General features: G+C 71.3%; 16 protein-coding genes and 2 pseudogenes. 12 read left to right on the plus strand and 6 right to left on the minus strand.

Going from position 1 to position 14,406, the window contains the following annotated elements:
* Position 1: 1 nt before the first annotated feature.
* Both ABZ671_RS14420 and ABZ671_RS14425 read left to right on the plus strand, forming a co-directional pair.
* Positions 2-625 (plus strand): hypothetical protein, encoded by a 624-nt coding sequence (locus tag ABZ671_RS14420; protein ID WP_357856754.1) that lies wholly within the window; start codon positions 2-4, stop codon positions 623-625.
* 53 nt (positions 626-678) lie between these two features.
* Positions 679-1,077 carry an SRPBCC family protein gene (locus tag ABZ671_RS14425; RefSeq protein ID WP_357856757.1) on the plus strand — a complete coding sequence of 133 codons (399 nt, stop codon included), beginning with the start codon at positions 679-681 and terminating at the stop codon, positions 1,075-1,077.
* Positions 1,078-1,159: 82 nt separating this feature from the next.
* Here the strand turns inward: ABZ671_RS14425 and ABZ671_RS14430 are convergent, their stop codons facing one another.
* The 3 genes from ABZ671_RS14430 to ABZ671_RS14440 form a co-directional block, all read right to left on the minus strand.
* The gene (locus tag ABZ671_RS14430) at positions 1,160-1,357 is read right to left on the minus strand and encodes a hypothetical protein (RefSeq protein ID WP_357856760.1); all 198 of its coding nucleotides are present in this window, start codon (positions 1,355-1,357) and stop codon (positions 1,160-1,162) included.
* Positions 1,354-2,577, minus strand: a complete 1,224-nt coding sequence (locus ABZ671_RS14435) for a helix-turn-helix domain-containing protein (protein WP_357856762.1) — start codon at positions 2,575-2,577, stop codon at positions 1,354-1,356. Before ABZ671_RS14435 ends, ABZ671_RS14430 begins: the two co-directional genes overlap by 4 nt.
* 65 nt (positions 2,578-2,642) lie before the next feature.
* Entirely contained in the window at positions 2,643-3,857 is a 1,215-nt protein-coding gene (locus ABZ671_RS14440; protein WP_357856765.1) for a helix-turn-helix transcriptional regulator, read from the minus strand.
* Between the two features lie 151 nt (positions 3,858-4,008).
* Here ABZ671_RS14440 and ABZ671_RS14445 point away from each other — a divergent pair, with 151 nt between their 5' ends.
* The 5 genes and pseudogenes from ABZ671_RS14445 to ABZ671_RS14465 all read left to right on the plus strand — a co-directional run bounded on the left by ABZ671_RS14445 (position 4,009) and on the right by ABZ671_RS14465 (position 8,984).
* Positions 4,009-4,401, plus strand: a complete 393-nt coding sequence (locus ABZ671_RS14445) for a GntR family transcriptional regulator (RefSeq protein ID WP_357856768.1) — start codon at positions 4,009-4,011, stop codon at positions 4,399-4,401.
* A gap of 8 nt (positions 4,402-4,409) precedes the next feature.
* Positions 4,410-4,811 (plus strand): annotated as a pseudogene (locus tag ABZ671_RS14450) (ATP-binding cassette domain-containing protein); the annotation flags it as partial.
* 100 nt (positions 4,812-4,911) lie between these two features.
* Entirely contained in the window at positions 4,912-6,462 is a 1,551-nt protein-coding gene (locus ABZ671_RS14455) for an MFS transporter (protein ID WP_357856771.1), read from the plus strand.
* Between the two features lie 59 nt (positions 6,463-6,521).
* A complete protein-coding gene (locus tag ABZ671_RS14460) occupies positions 6,522-8,381 on the plus strand; it encodes a transketolase (RefSeq protein WP_357856811.1) in 1,860 nt (619 codons plus the stop codon).
* A gap of 51 nt (positions 8,382-8,432) precedes the next feature.
* Positions 8,433-8,984: a DUF5872 domain-containing protein gene (locus tag ABZ671_RS14465; RefSeq protein ID WP_357856774.1), complete on the plus strand. Its 552-nt coding sequence runs from the start codon at positions 8,433-8,435 to the stop codon at positions 8,982-8,984.
* 31 nt (positions 8,985-9,015) lie between these two features.
* Here ABZ671_RS14465 and ABZ671_RS14470 read toward each other — a convergent pair whose 3' ends face one another.
* The gene (locus tag ABZ671_RS14470; protein ID WP_357856777.1) at positions 9,016-9,561 is read right to left on the minus strand and encodes a hypothetical protein; all 546 of its coding nucleotides are present in this window, start codon (positions 9,559-9,561) and stop codon (positions 9,016-9,018) included.
* On the opposite strand from ABZ671_RS14470, the gene ABZ671_RS14475 reads away from it, so the two are divergent.
* The 4 genes and pseudogenes from ABZ671_RS14475 (at position 9,541) to ABZ671_RS14490 (ending at position 11,196) form a co-directional block, all read left to right on the plus strand.
* Positions 9,541-9,687, plus strand: a complete 147-nt coding sequence (locus ABZ671_RS14475; RefSeq protein ID WP_357856780.1) for a hypothetical protein — start codon at positions 9,541-9,543, stop codon at positions 9,685-9,687. The genes ABZ671_RS14470 and ABZ671_RS14475 overlap by 21 nt on opposite strands.
* Before the next feature lie 172 nt (positions 9,688-9,859).
* Positions 9,860-10,222, plus strand: a pseudogene (locus tag ABZ671_RS14480) (transketolase); the annotation flags it as partial.
* Between the two features lie 131 nt (positions 10,223-10,353).
* Positions 10,354-10,548 (plus strand): hypothetical protein, encoded by a 195-nt coding sequence (locus ABZ671_RS14485; protein ID WP_357856814.1) that lies wholly within the window; start codon positions 10,354-10,356, stop codon positions 10,546-10,548.
* Between the two features lie 60 nt (positions 10,549-10,608).
* Positions 10,609-11,196: a GNAT family N-acetyltransferase gene (locus ABZ671_RS14490; protein ID WP_357856783.1), complete on the plus strand. Its 588-nt coding sequence runs from the start codon at positions 10,609-10,611 to the stop codon at positions 11,194-11,196.
* On the opposite strand, the gene ABZ671_RS14495 is transcribed toward ABZ671_RS14490, so the two are convergent.
* Both ABZ671_RS14495 and ABZ671_RS14500 read right to left on the minus strand, forming a co-directional pair.
* Positions 11,179-12,060 carry a GNAT family N-acetyltransferase gene (locus ABZ671_RS14495; RefSeq protein ID WP_357856786.1) on the minus strand — a complete coding sequence of 294 codons (882 nt, stop codon included), beginning with the start codon at positions 12,058-12,060 and terminating at the stop codon, positions 11,179-11,181. The two genes, ABZ671_RS14490 and ABZ671_RS14495, sit on opposite strands and share 18 nt — an antisense overlap.
* A gap of 136 nt (positions 12,061-12,196) precedes the next feature.
* Positions 12,197-12,955 (minus strand): FCD domain-containing protein, encoded by a 759-nt coding sequence (locus ABZ671_RS14500; protein WP_357856789.1) that lies wholly within the window; start codon positions 12,953-12,955, stop codon positions 12,197-12,199.
* Between the two features lie 137 nt (positions 12,956-13,092).
* On the opposite strand from ABZ671_RS14500, the gene ABZ671_RS14505 reads away from it, so the two are divergent.
* Positions 13,093-14,382, plus strand: coding sequence for a sugar ABC transporter substrate-binding protein (locus tag ABZ671_RS14505; RefSeq protein ID WP_357856792.1), 1,290 nt, complete (start codon positions 13,093-13,095; stop codon positions 14,380-14,382).
* The last annotated feature ends 24 nt before the right edge of the window (positions 14,383-14,406 follow it).

Here is a 14,406-nt window from a genome sequence, read left to right on the forward strand (position 1 = left end):
CGTGATCGTCGACGAGGTGTGGCATCGACTGAACCCCGACGCCGGGCGGATGACCCGGCGGGCAGCGCGGCGTCTCGCCGTATCGCTCCTGGCTGTTGCCGCGCTTGCGGGCGCCGGGCTGGTGCTGTGGCACATCGGCATAGTCGTCCCGCGCTTGAACGCGGACGGGCGCACCGGCGGGTTCGGGTACGAGATCAGCCCTGCCGAGCGAAGCTTCGCGTACCAGGTAAATATTCGCAACGACGGCAAGGTGACCCTGGTCGTGCAGGCGGTCGGGGCCGAGGGTCCGGGGCTGGAACTGACCGAGAGGACCATCCTCACGGGCGCACCGCCGGTGCTTCCCAGGGGTACGCTCCCGATCACGCTGCACCCCGGCCAGGAGATCGGGGTGCGGCTGGGCTACCGGGTGACGGATTGCGCGGCGGTGTCCACGGAGGACTGGCCGATCCCGGTGCGGGTCAAGGGCCCCCTCGGCGTACGCACAGTCGGCGTGATGCCAGAGACCCTACGCGTACCGGACGAGGAGCCCGACGAGACGATGTGGTCGGGCGACCGCGATCCATACGGCCGGTCGTGGCAGGATGCACTGGCCCGGCAAGCCTGCGCCCCGCCAGTCGGGCGATGACGAGGGCCCGCGAGGCCACCTTGCGGGGGAGCAGGACGTGGCATCATCGCCTCATGGCGACTGAATCCCGGCACCTCTCCGTGTACATCGACCGGCCGGTGGGGGAGGTCTACGCCTTCGTCGCCGACCCGGCGAACCTGCCCCGGTGGGCGCCGGGCCTGGGCAGCTCGGTGGTGCAGATGGACGACAACTGGTTCGTCGAGACCCCGGAGGGTCGGGTTCGGGTGACGTTCGCCCCGAAAAACGAGTACGGGGTGCTCGACCACGAGGTGCTGACGCCCTCCGGTGCGACGGTGTACGTGCCCCTGCGGGCGATCGCGAGCGGCACCGGCTGCGAAGTGGTCTTCACGCTCCGCCGCTCGCCCGGGATGACCGACGCGGAGTTCGACCGGGACGCGGCACTGGTCAACGGCGACCTCGCGCTCCTCAAGACGGTCCTCGAAGACGCGTGAGGTTGCCCGCCGAGATCGCGTAGGGTGCGTCGAGCGGCGGCTCCGCACACGGGATGGGTCGCCCAGCACTCGAACCCTGAACCTATGGATTGCCGGTGCTCCGGCGGGATAGCTTGATCGTTTCGAGGACGTGGCGGGCGGCGGTGGCCACCGCGCAGTCCGGTGTCCGGCAGATCGGGCAGACGCCGTCGCGTGTGGGCTGGTGATCGCGGAGAATCCAACGGGTGGTGAGGGCCAGCCGGTTGAGGATCTGGGCCAGGGACAGGAGCGGCGCGGTCATGCGGACACCCCGAGGGTGGCGCTGAGCTGGACGACCGTCGCTGGGGCGTCCGGGTTCCGCGTCACCTCGGCGAGCACTTCGCGGGCCGCTGGCCGGTGCCGTACCTCGGCCGGTGCGGTGTGGTCGGCGTCGAGCAGGACGCGGCCGGCGGTGGCCGGGTCATCGGCCTGGAGGTAGGCGCGGGCGGCGTCGACCAGGTGCGCGGCGCGGTGCTCGGCGGGCAGCCATCGCCAGCCGTCGCGTCCGATGGTCTTCTCGTGCCAGGCCACCGCCTCGCCTGCGTCGCCCAACTCCAGCGCCGCCACGGCCCGGGCCGCCGCTATCGCGGTTGGCCCGAATCCGGTCCGGTGGTGGTCGTGGTCGTGGCCGTCGCCTACGCGGGCGGCCAGGTCGGCGGCCTCGTCGAGCAGGTCGGCGGTGGCGTGGTCGTCGCCGTGCCGGGCCGCCGCCAGCGCGGCCTGCACGAGCAGGGCACCGCACAGCGACAGGCGCGGCGCGTGAGCGCCGTCGAGGTCCGGCGGAGCGATCCGGTACGCGGCGGCCCGCATGGTCGACACCGCCGAGCGCGCCCGGCCGGTGGCGCGGAGCACCTGCCCCAGCTGCACGGCTGCGGCGGCCACCAGCACCGGATCACCGGTGGCCACGGTCATCGCCCGGTCAGCGGCCAGCCAGGCCAGCTCGGCCGCGCCGAGTTTCACCAGCAGCGCGGCGGTCACCCGGTACGCCTCGACCAGCGGCACCCGTCCCGGTCCCGGCTCGTGGGCGTAGCTGCGTTGCGTCCCGATCAGCAGCTCCGGCAGCCCGCCGGTCAACTGCGGGTAGCGGGCGTGCTGGTAGGTGATCCAGGCGTGCTCGACGTTGCGGGCCACCTGAGCCGCAGGCGGCACGTACGTCGACAGGGCCGCGCGGATGCGGTCCACGCCCTCGGCCTGTTCGTCCACGTCGGAGAGTTGGACATCCCGGCCCAGCAGCACCGCCCGGTCGATCCGCAGGACAGTGGAGATGTCCTGGATGGTGGACACCTTGTCGAGCGACCGGGCACCGCGCTCAATCTTGTCGACCCAGCTCTTGGACTTGCCGAGCCGGTCGGCGAACACCTGCTGCGACATCTTTCGCCGGCCCCGCCAGTACGCCACCCGCCGACCGATCGGCAGCAGCTCACTACCCACGACGCCACCCCGGTCGGGCAACGCCCGAGGGGTCTTCCCTGCCGTCATCATCCGATCACGCTAAGCAGTGCCCTTACGGAGATGGGGTACGCGACGTACCCGGTGACGGGGCGTACCTACAGGTCGGTGGCACCGATCCGCCGTGCGAGGTCGACCGCCTCGGTGCGTATCGCCGCCGGCGCCTCGCGGCACAACCGGGTGACCATGTCCTGCGCCACCGGCGAATACCGGACCGTTTCCGGTGACGTCGCCTCGGCTCGGGTGAGCAGATGCAGCGTTGCCTCCCGGGTGCCCTCCAGGTCGGCCGAGCGGGCCAGCTCCACATAGTGCCGTCCCCGCCGCTCGGTTGATGGGATCGACGCCGGATCCAGGGCATGAGCACGACGCTGCGCCTCGTCCGGGTCGCCCAGGTCCACCGCGCACATCACCGCGTACACGTCGACCAGCGGCCGGGACACCCGGGTCCGTAGGCCCACGAAGCCGGCGGGCAACGCCCGGTCGACGACCGTCCGGGCGGCATCCCAATCCGACCACGCCCCCTGGTCACCGCTTCGGGCGCGGGTCAGCGCCGCGCACAGATGCAGGTCTGCCAGCATCTCCGCCCACTCGGTACCGCCATCCGCGACCCGAGGCTCGATCAGCGCGCGCGCCTCCCGAAGCCGCTCCACCGCTTCGTCGGCGCGGCCGACCGAGCGCAGCAGGTGCGCGGCGTACCAGCTCGCCTGTGCGATGGCCAGCGGATCGTCCGCGTCCAAGGCGGCGGCCATCCCGCGATCGACGGTCAGCCACACCAGCTCCCGGTCGCCGTGCCACGCCAGATACGCCTGTGCGAGGTGGTAGGCCTGCGCGAGCAGGGCGAGGCTCGCCCGCCGATCGTCGCCGCTGTGCAGCCGAGCCGCCCGCTGGGTGGCGTTGAGCAGACCGGGCAGGATGTCGCCGGCCGCCGTTCGCTGGTGTCGGGACGTGTGCCAGGTCTGCCAGGCGGAGTCGACCGCGCCGCGCAGGTAGTCGGTGCTCTCTGGTTCGCCGTTGACCGTGATATTCCAAGCGGTTAGCGCTCGACGGACGTCGTGGACGGCGGGATGACTGGCCCGACCGTCGAGGGACAGCGCGACGGACGGGCCGAAGAGATCACCGAGATCCCGGACGCCGAGGTGCGGGGCCAACTGCTGGGCGGCCCGCAACGTCAACGACCGGCGGCCGTTCTCGATGAACTTCACGGTAGTCGGCGAGAGCCCGCTCATACCGGCGAGGCGCTCGCGGGACAGGCCGGCGGCCCGGCGGAGCCGCTCGACACGTTGACCTGGAGTGGGCTGCTGTTGGCTGGTCACGGAAGACACCTCGCCCGGTTGGGTACATCGTGTACCCACCGTACGCGCCTCGGCGACCTGTGGAGAACACCTTGTATCCGAACGATGGAGGTTGACATCGGGCGATCACGCCTCCATGCTTCCACTATCTAATTAGTGGAAGGTGGTGGCGGTGATCGACTTCCATCTCGATCCCCGATCCGGCGTGTCGACGTACATGCAGCTCGTGCAGCAGGTCAAGCACGCGTTACGGCTGGGGCTTCTCGAGCCGGGGGACCGGTTGCCGACCGCCGCGGAGGTGGTGGCCGCTCTCGCGATCAACCCGAACACGGTGCTGAAGGCGTACCGCGAACTGGAGCGCGAAGGGCTGGTCAACGCGCGCCCCGGGCTCGGCACGTTCGTCGAACGGAGTCTTGGTCAGGCGTCCCCGCTCGACCGGGCCCGCCTGCGTCGGCAACTGGCCGGCTGGTTGCGCTCGGCGTACGGTGCCGGCTTGGACCGGGAAGACGTTGAGGCGCTGTTCGCGGCTGCCCTGCGGGACGCGGCCCGGGAGGGCGCCGCGTGAGCGCGGTGATGGAGACGAGCGGCCTGGGCCGGCGTTACGGCCGCAGGTGGGCGTTGCGGGACTGCTCGTTGACGCTGCCCGAGGGCCGGGTGATCGCCCTGGTCGGGCCGAACGGGGCGGGCAAGAGCACCCTGTTGAACCTGGCCGCCGGGCTGTTGCGACCGTCCGAGGGCACGCTGCGGCTCTTCGGGGAGGCGCTACGCGACCGGCCGTCGACGCTGGCGCGGGTCGCGTACATGGCTCAGGACACCGCCCTGTACCCGACGTTCACCGTTGTGGACCTGCTCAGCTTCGGCCGTCGGCTCAACCCCGGCTGGGACGACCGGTTCGCCCGGGAGCGATTGGCCAGACTCCGGCTGCCGACCGACGTGCCGGCCGGACGGCTGTCCGGCGGCCAGCGGGCGCAGGTGGCGCTGGTGCTCGCGCTGGCCAAGCGGCCCCGGCTGCTGCTGCTCGACGAGCCGTTGGCCCGTATGCCTTACGCAATAGGCCGATTGCCTGGAGGAAGCCGTGCAAGACGCAATGACGCCGCCCCGAGCGGGCCGGCGCGAGTGGATCGGGCTCGCGGTGCTGATCCTGCCGCTGCTGCTGGTCTCGATGGACGTCTCGATTCTCTACTTCACCGTTCCGTTCATCAGCCGCGACCTGGTGCCGAGCAGCACCGAACAGCTCTGGATCTTCGACATCTACGGGTTCGTGCTCGCCGGGTTCCTGATCACCATGGGAGCGCTCGGCGACCGGATGGATCGGCGACGCCTGTTGATGATCGGGGCGTTCGGGTTCAGCGCGGCGTCCGCGTTGGCGGCGTACTCCAGCAGTGCGCCGATGCTGATCGGCGCGCGGGCGGTCCTCGGCGTCGCCGGCGCGACTCTGATGCCCTCCACGCTCGCGCTCGTCCGCAACATGTTCCACGACGAGAAGCAGCGCTCCACCGCGATCGCCGTCTGGACCGCCGTCATGACCTCCGGCATCGCGCTGGGCCCGGTCGTCAGCGGCATGCTGCTCGAACACTTCTGGTGGGGCGCAGTCTTCCTGATCAACATCCCGGCGATGGTCCTGCTGCTGACCCTGGCGCCGATCCTGCTGCCGGAGTACCACAGCGCGGGGCGCGGCCGATTCGACCTCGGCAGCGCCGGGCTCTCGATCGCGGCAGTCCTGCCGGTCATCTGGGGTATCAAGGAGATCGCCGCGCACGGCGTCGACGTGACCAGGGCCGCCGCCATTGTCGCGGGCCTGATGATCGCGGTGGTGTTCATCCGGCGTCAGCAGCGCCGCCCGGACCCGATGCTGGATCTGGCCGTGCTGCGCCGCCCGGCGTTCGCCGGGTCGGTGATGGTGAGCCTGCTCGCGGCGTTCGCGATGATCGGTTTCGCGGTCCTGTCCACCCAGTATCTGCAGTTGGTGCTCGGCATGAGTCCGCTCAAGGGTGCGCTCTGGAGCCTGGTGCCGTCCGCCGGGGTCGGCGCGGCCGCCCCGATCGCGTCCACGCTGGTACGACGCGGTGTGGACCGTGCGAAGATCATCGCGGCTGGATTCGTTGTCGCCGCCGGCGGTTTCGCGGTGCTCAGCGCGGTGCCGGTCGAGTCGGGCCTAGCGGTGTGGCTGGTCGGGTCCGGGATGTACGCGGCCGGCGTTGTCGTGGTGCTGTCCACCGCTACGGAACTGGCCGTCGGCACGGTTCCGCCGGAGCGGGCCGGGGCGTCCTCGGCTCTGATGGAGACCGCGACCGAGTTCGGCGGTGCGCTGGGCATCGCGATCCTCGGCAGCGTAGCCACCGCGGTCTACCGTGCCCAACTCGGCCACCACGTGCCGGACAGCGCCCGGGAAACCCTCAGCGGAGCCGTCGTCACCGCGGCACACCTGCCGCCGGCCGCAGCGTCGGACCTGTTGCGATCCGCACGGGAGGCATTCGTCGCGAGCCTGCACACCGCCGTCTGGACGAGCGCAGCGATCATGCTGCTGGCCGCTGCTGTCGCTCTCATATACCTGCGTGGAGTAGCGACTCCGCGCCCGGCAGCAGAAGCCGAACTTCTCGCGTCCCCGGGACCGCTGAATCGGTAGTTACCCGACAACACGGGTCCTTCCCGACTACCGTATGGGCGGAGGCGATACCGGTGACCATGGAAGCAGAGCGCACCCTTCGCGACGAGGAGGCCACCCAGCTGGGTGACCTCGCCGCCCAGCTCCGGGTGGACGCGATCCGCTGCAGCACCAAGGCCGGATCGGGGCACCCGACCTCGAGCCTGTCCGCCGCCGACCTGATGGCGGTGCTGATCTCCCGGCACCTGCGGTACGACTGGGTCAACCCGCCCAACCGGGCCAACGACCACCTGATCTTCTCCAAGGGCCACGCCTCGCCGCTGCTGTACGCGATCCTGCGGGCGGTCGGCGTGGTCAGCGAGCAGGAGCTGATGGAGACCTACCGTCAGCTCGGCTCGCGCCTGCAGGGACATCCCACCCCGGCGCTGCCCTGGGTCGACGTCGCCACCGGCTCGCTCGGCCAGGGGCTGCCCGTCGGGGTCGGGATCGCGCTCGCCGGCCAGTATCTTGACCGCCTGCCGTTCCACGTCTGGGCGCTGTGCGGCGACAGTGAGATGGCCGAGGGCTCCATCTGGGAGGCCCTGGACAAGGCCGGCCACTACGGGCTGCGGAACCTCACCGCGATCGTCGACGTGAACCGGCTGGGGCAGCGGGGGCCGACCGAGCTGGAGTGGGACCTGGACACCTACCGGCGGCGGGTCGAGGCGTTCGGCTGTCACCCGATCGTCGTCGACGGCCACGATCTCGGGGCGATCGACGAGGCGTTCGACCAGGCCCGGCAGGCGACGGGTCCGACCGTGGTGCTCGCCCGCACGATCAAGGGCAAGGGGGTGCCCGACGTCGAGAACCAGCCGGGCTGGCACGGCAAGCCGCTGAAACCCGACATGGCCGAGCGGGCCGTGCAGGCGCTCGGCGGGGTCCGGCAGATCCGCGTCAACGGGCCACGACCCGACCCGGCCCCGCCCGTCAAGGTTCCCGCCGCGCAGCCGCCCGAGCTGCCGCAGTACGAGAAGGGGGCGCAGGTCGCCACCCGCAACGCGTACGGTGACGCGCTGCGCGCGTTGGGCTCGCTGCCAGACGTGGTGGCGCTGGACGGCGAGGTCAGCGACTCCACCCGCGCCGACAAGTTCGGCGAGGCGTACCCCGACCGGTTCTTCGAGATGTTCATCTCCGAGCAGCAGTTGGTCGCCGCCGCCGTCGGGCTGCAGGTGCGCGGCTACCGGCCCTTCGCCGCGACCTTCGCGGCCTTCCTCTCCCGCGCGTACGACTTCATCCGGATGGCCGCCATCTCCCAGGCGGACATCGCCCTGTCCGGCTCGCACGCCGGGGTGGAGATCGGGCCGGACGGCCCCTCACAGATGGGGTTGGAGGACCTGGCCGCCCTGCGCGCCGTGCAGGGGTCGACAGTGCTCTATCCCAGCGACGCCGTGTCCTGCGCCGCGCTGGTCGCCGAGATGGCCGACCGCGAGGGCATCGTCTACCTGCGCACCACCCGTGGCAAATATCCGGTGCTCTACGACAACGGCGACGACTTCCCGATCGGCGGCAGCAAGCTGCTCCGCGGCGGGAAGAACGACGACGTCGCGCTGCTCGGCGCCGGGGTGACCGTGCACAACTGCCTCGCCGCCGCCGACGAACTGGCGCACGAGGGGATCACCGCCCGGGTCATCGACCTCTACTCGGTCAAGCCCCTCGACCGGCAGCGGCTGCTCGACGCCGTGCGGGACACCGGCGGCCGGCTGGTGGTGGTCGAGGACCACTACCCGGAGGGCGGGCTGGGCTCGGCCGTGCTCGAGTCGCTGGCCGACCTCGCCGAGCCGGTGCGGGTCAACCACCTGGCGGTACGCGGGCTGCCCACCTCCGGCACGTCGGCCCAGCTCATGGACCAGGCAGGCATCGGGGTGCACGCCATCGTCGCGGCGGCCCGCGCCCTGGCGTGACGTGCCCCGGCCTGCCTGGTGATTCCACGGCTGGCTCGGGTAACGGCTGGCATGGCGCGTTACACGAAACCGGAGCTCAGAGAGCAGGTCAAAGAGGAGATCAAGGCCTCCGACAAGGGTGGCAGACCCGGGCAGTGGTCGGCGCGTAAGTCCCAGCTGCTCACCAAGGAGTACCAGAGACGCGGTGGGGGCTACCAGGGGCCGAAGGACGAGCGGCAGAAGTCCCTGCAGCGCTGGGGTGCCGAGCAGTGGCAGACCAGAGAGGGCACCACCCGGGCACGCCGAAACGGCGAAACGAGCCGGTACCTACCCAAGCAGGCATGGGAAGAGCTCTCCGACGAGGAGCGGCGCGCGACCGACGTCAAGAAGCGGCGGGCATCCCGAAGCGGCCAGCAGCGCGTCTCCAACACGGCGCCGGCCAGCCAGGCACGCAGGGACGCCACGGCGGCCGAACGGCTGGCGGAGATGCCGGTGACCGAGGGGACAAAGCTCGTCCCTGAACTCGACACCCGGCAGCTCAGGGCGGCACTACGGCGCGAGCGCGACGGTAAGGCCCGTAAGACGCTGATTCAGCGCATGGAGTCGGAACTGGACCGGCGCTGACTGGCACTCCCGTTGCCGCGCGCGGATTCGCTCACGCGAGCGCGGGCGAGGGAACGCAGCGGCGCGCGTCCAGCAGATCGATCCGGGTCGCCATGAACAGGTCCAGGTCGGTCGCCCGCCACCCGGCCGCCAGCAGCGGGCGGACGGCGGGGTGCGGCGCCGGCAGGCACACCCGCGCGTTACCGTCCGCGTTGTCGAGCGCGGCGAGGACCGCCAGTACGCTGTCGCCGGCCTGGGCGTCCGAAAGACGCGGTGCCGTGGCCAGGTGCACCAGGCCGAAGCCGTCACCCTCGCCCGCGGCGGTCCCCGCGGCCAGGGGCCGGCCGTCGAGGGCCGCCACCAGTGCCACTCCGTTCGGGCGACGTGCCCAGGCGTGATGGTCGGCGCTGCGGTCGACGCCCGTCCAGCCGGCCTCGAACCTGCTGACCGCCTCCGGCGACGACGGCGCCACGGTCCAGCCGGCCGGCGACCGCACGGCACGGGGGTCGCCGACCAGGTACAGCAGCGGCCACCACGCGTCCAGGCCGACGCTCGTGTAGAGCGGTAACGCGTGGGTGTGCCGGCTGCTGAACGTCATCCGTCGCGTACCCCGCTCGGGCCACAGCTCGTCGAGCAGCGGCTCGCGGAGCGGGAGTCGCGGCAGAGCTTGGGGGCGTTCTTCGACGCCTGGCTCTACCGCACCGGCAAGCCCGTCAGCTGGTAGTGCCCCTCGGCCGGCCGGATCGTGGTCCCGACGCTGAACGTCGGGACCCGATCGATCAGCCGTCAGCAACCGGTCGCCGTCCGCTGCGACGACGAGCAGGCGGTCCACCTCCCACCGGGTCCGGCCGGTCGTGGGTGTCGAGGACCAGTCCCGCGCCTACGACTTCATCCGCATGGCCGCCATCTCCCGGGCGGACCTCGCCCTGTCCGGCTCGCACGCCGGGGTGGAGCTCGGGGCGGACGGACCGTCGCAGATGGGGCTGGAGGACCTGGCCGCCCTGCACGCCGTGCAGGGGTCGACGATCCTCTATCCGAGCGGCGCCGTGTCCTGCGCCGCCCTGGTCGTCCAGATGGCCGACCGCGAGGGCGTCGTCTACCTGCGTACCACGCGCGGCAAGTATCCGGTGCTCTACGACAACGGCGACGACTTCCCGATCGGCGGCAGCAAGCTGCTGCGTGCCGGCGAGAACGACGACGTCGCGCTGATCGGCGCCGGGGTGACCGTGCACAACTGCCTCGCCGCCGACGGACTGGCCCGTGAGGGGATCACCGCCCGGGTCATCGACCTCTACTCGGTCAAGCCCCTCGACCGCGTGGCAGCGCAGCGGCGGACGTCCGGGGGCAACGGCTGCTCGACGCCGTGCGGGACACGGGCGGCCGGCTGGTGGTGGTCGAGGATCACTACCCGGAGGGCGGGCTGGGCTCGGCCGTGCTCGAGTCGCTGGCCGACCTCGCCGAGCCGGTGCGGGTCAACCACCTGGCGGTACGCGGGCTGCCCACCTCCGGCACGTCGGCCCAGCTCATGGACCAGGCAGGCATCGGGGTGCACGCCATCGTCGCGGCGGCGCACGCCCTGGCCTGACGGCGACGCGGTCGCGGGAATCGGGACGTTCTTCAAGACCGGCCCGCCTAGGATCGCCTGATGTTCCAGCCGGCGTACCCGTTCCGAACCGCGCGACTCACCCTGCGCCCGGTCACGCCCGACGACCTCGACGACGTGTACGCGTATCAGCGCCGACCCGACGTCGTCCGTTGGATGATGCGCGACGCCGGGCCGCGTACCCGGGAGCAGTCGCGGGCGTCGGTGGCCGCCATGACGGGCGAGGACGCGCTGCGCGCGGAGGGCGACTGCCTGACGCTGGCCGTGGTCACCGCCGCCGGGGTGATCGGGACCGTGGAGTTGGTCTGGCGCAGCCGGCGCGACCGCACGGCTGAGCTCGGGTACGTCTTCCACCCCGACCACGGGGGCCGCGGGCTGGCCACGGAGGCCGCCGCCGCGCTGCTGGACTGGGGGTTCGACGGGTTCGGGCTGCATCGGATCTACGCCCGGTGTCACGGCCGGAATGACGCGTCCGCCCGGCTGATGACCCGGCTCGGCATGCGCCAGGAGGCGCACCACGTCGAGAGCTACCTGTTCCGGGGCGAGTGGGCCGACCAGCTCGTCTTCGCCATCCTGGCCCACGAATGGCGGTCCCGGGCCGCGGCGTTCCCGTCAGGCGAGCGCGGGTGAGGGGACGCAGCGGCGCGCGTCCAGCAGGTCGACCCTGGTCGCCATGAACAGGTCCAGGTCGGTCGCGCGCCATCCGGCCGCCAGCAGCGGGCGGACGGCGGGGTGCGGTGCCGGCAGGCACACCCGTGCGTGGTCGGCCACGCTTTCGAGCGCGGCGAGAACCGCCAGGACGCTGTCGCCGGCCTGAGCGTCCGGGATTTCCGGAGCCGAGGCCAGGTGCTCCAGGCCGAAGCCGTCACCTTCGCCCGCCGCGGTCCCGGCGGCCAGCGGCTGGCCGTCGAGGGCCGCCACCAGTGCCACTCCGTTCGGACGACGCGCCCAGGCGTGCTGGTCGGCGCTGCGGTCGACGCCCGTCCAGCCTGCCTCGAACCTGCTGACCGCTGCCGGTGACGACGGCGTCACGGTCCAACCGGCGGGCGGCCGCACGGCACGGGGGTCGCCGGCCAGGTACAACAGTGGCCACCAGGCGTGCAGACCGACGCTCGTGTACAGCGGCAACGCGTGGGTGTGCCGGCTGCTGAACGTCATCCGCGGCGCACCCTGATCGGGCCACAGCTCGGCGAGCAGCGCCCGGCCGCCGCCGCGACCATGCTGTGCCGGGTCGACGAACAGGTCGCACAGCATCGACGTCGCGCCGCCCCGGCCGGCGATGTCCCGGGTTGCCCCGAACCCGATGGCCCGGCCCTCGTCGCTCGCGACGACGACCCGCCCGTGCCGCAGCAGGTGTCCCACGTACGCCGGGTCGGCACCGGTCCATTCGCCCCGCTGGCCCGCCGCTTCGGCGACGCGCGCGATGGCCTCGAGATCACCGATGGTGGCGTCCCGAACGATCAGGCCACGCCCGCAGGTGCGAGTCGCCGTCATCCGCCCCACCCGCCCGTCTCATCTGCGGTACCGCGACGGTTAGCGTACCCATCCAATCCTCTTGCCGGCTTCCGGTGGCCGCGTAGCCACCGTCCCGGCGTGCGACCGGGGCGCGCCCGGGGTGGGGGAGGTCAGCTCACCGGGTGGGCTCGGCGGTCTGCTCCCAGATCGACTTCATCTCGTCGAAGGCCTGCGCCATGAGCTGGACCATCGCCTCCCGGGCGCGTTCGCCGTCGTGGCGCTGGATGGCCTGGGCGACCTCGGCGTGCAGCTGCAACGCCTGCTCGTGCGGGTGGTGTGGCATGAGGTGGTGCTTGTGCCGGCCGGTGAGCACCTCCGCGACCAGATCCTGCAACCGGACGAACATCTCGTTGCCGGAGGCGAGCAGCACCCGCCGATGGAACTCGATGTCGAGGCGCAGGAAGCGCTCCTCGTCGCCGGCCTGGCCGGCGGCCCACATCTTCGCCGCGAGCCCGACGAGGTCGCTCGCCTCGTCGTGACCGACCCGGCCAGCGGCCAGCAGGGCGGCGTGCGGCTCGATGGCGGTGCGCAGCTCGGTGATCGACCGGAGCTGGGCGATCCGGCTGTCCGAGGCGAGCCGCCAGCGGATCACCTGCGGGTCGAAGACGTTCCAGTCGTGCGCGGGGCGGATCGTCACCCCGACCCGCCGGCGGGTCTCGATGAACCCGATCGAGGCCAGGACCCGCAGCACCTCGCGGACCACCGAGCGGGACACCTCGTACCGGTCGACCAGCTCGTCGATGTTGAGGACCGCCCCGGGGGCGAACTCGCCGCCGCAGATGGCGGTGCCGAGGTACTCGAGGACACGTGCGTGCAGCCCGGCTTCGGCAGGGGCGGGCTGGGCGGCGATGCTCCCGCTGGAGTACGGTTCCACGCCACGGATCATATCAGTTGGATCAACCCCTTGAATAAGTCAGCTTTTTCGGCCTAGCATCCCCTCGTAAAGCAGACGTTACAACGGTGTGGCGCTCTTCCCTTGGACGGCGACCCCACGTGTGAAGGAGAGATGACGTGCGACGTCGAGCAGTAATCGGTACGTCTCTGGCCGTGGTGGCCGCGATGGGCCTGGCCGCCTGCGGCAGCGGCGGCGACGGCGGCAGCGGGTCGAAGACCGTGCGCGTGACACTGGTGAATCACGTGTGGACGGAGAACATCAAGAAGGCCCTGCCGGAGTTCGAGAAGCAGACCGGCCTGAAGGTCGAGGTCACCCAGCTCGGTGAGGACCAGCTCTCGGACCAGTACAACGTCAAGCTGAACGCCGGGTCCACTGACCTCGACGTGATGATGTACCGGCCGCTGCAGGAGGGGAAGCTGTTCGCCAAGAACAAGTACCTTGCCGACCTGACCGAGCGGTCCAAGTCCGACAGCGCCTTCGACTTCAGCGACTTCCAGGCCGGCCCGGTGCAGGCCACCACGTACAACGACAAGGTCGTCGGCGTGCCGATCATCACCGAGCAGGAGGTCCTCTACTACCGCAAGGACCTGCTGGAGAAGTCCGGCTTCACCGCTCCGCCGCAGACGCTTGACGAGCTCAAGCAGCAGGCGGCGAAGGTCGCGGCCGACAACCCCGGCGTCGCGGGTTTCGTGTCCCGCACCGGCAAGGCGGCCGCCGTCACGCAGTTCTCCAGCTTCCTGTTCAGCTTCGGCGGTGACTTTGTGGACGCCGACGGGAAGGCCTCGGTCAACACCGAGCAGGCCAAGCAGGCGTACGCCTACTACGGCGGGCTGCTGCGCGAGCACGGCCCGAAGAACATCAGCACCGACATGAGCTGGTCCGAGGCGATGGCGATCTTCACTCAGGGCAAGGCGGCCTTCTACACCGAGGCCAACTCGCTCTACAAGAACGCCACCGACCCGACCAAGTCGAAGGTCTCCGACACCGTCGGCTTCGCGGCCTTCCCGGCCGGCCCGGCCGGCTCGAAGCCGTACAACATCCCGTCCTGGGCGCTCGGCATCAACGACGCGTCGAAGAACAAGGACAACGCCTGGAAGTTCATCCAGTGGGCGGCCGGCAAGGAGCAGTCCCTGGAGCAGCAGAAGGCCGGCGTCCCCGGCGCCCGCGCCTCCATCTGGGCCAACCCGGAGGGCACCGCGACCTACCCGGCGGACCTCGCCGAGGCCACCAAGGTCAGCACCGCCAACGGCATCGGCCACGACCGTCCGCTGGTCGTGAAGGTCGCCCAGGCGCGCGAGATCGTCGGCCAGCCGATCGTCGACGCGATCACCGGCAAGAACGCGGGCGCCTCGGCGGACGCGGCGAACGAGGCGTTCCAGAAGTTCCTCGACGACGAGGCGAAGTAGCCCGACCGCTGCGGTGGCGGGGCC

Origin of the sequence: Micromonospora sp. NPDC006766 (genome assembly GCF_040636055.1) — a bacterium.
GTDB lineage: Bacteria > Actinomycetota > Actinomycetes > Mycobacteriales > Micromonosporaceae > Micromonospora.

What these genes read in the sequence shown, in the direction of transcription:
- ABZ671_RS14425 (WP_357856757.1), top strand. Translation starts at nt 679, where the DNA reads ATGGCGACTGAATCCCGGCACCTCTCCGTGTACATCGACCGGCCGGTG.
- ABZ671_RS14430 (WP_357856760.1), bottom strand. Translation starts at nt 1,357, where the DNA reads ATGACCGCGCCGCTCCTGTCCCTGGCCCAGATCCTCAACCGGCTGGCC.
- ABZ671_RS14435 (WP_357856762.1), bottom strand. Translation starts at nt 2,577, where the DNA reads ATGATGACGGCAGGGAAGACCCCTCGGGCGTTGCCCGACCGGGGTGGC.
- ABZ671_RS14460 (WP_357856811.1), top strand. Translation starts at nt 6,522, where the DNA reads ATGGAAGCAGAGCGCACCCTTCGCGACGAGGAGGCCACCCAGCTGGGT.
- ABZ671_RS14465 (WP_357856774.1), top strand. Translation starts at nt 8,433, where the DNA reads ATGGCGCGTTACACGAAACCGGAGCTCAGAGAGCAGGTCAAAGAGGAG.
- ABZ671_RS14470 (WP_357856777.1), bottom strand. Translation starts at nt 9,561, where the DNA reads ATGACGTTCAGCAGCCGGCACACCCACGCGTTACCGCTCTACACGAGC.
- ABZ671_RS14490 (WP_357856783.1), top strand. Translation starts at nt 10,609, where the DNA reads ATGTTCCAGCCGGCGTACCCGTTCCGAACCGCGCGACTCACCCTGCGC.
- ABZ671_RS14495 (WP_357856786.1), bottom strand. Translation starts at nt 12,060, where the DNA reads ATGACGGCGACTCGCACCTGCGGGCGTGGCCTGATCGTTCGGGACGCC.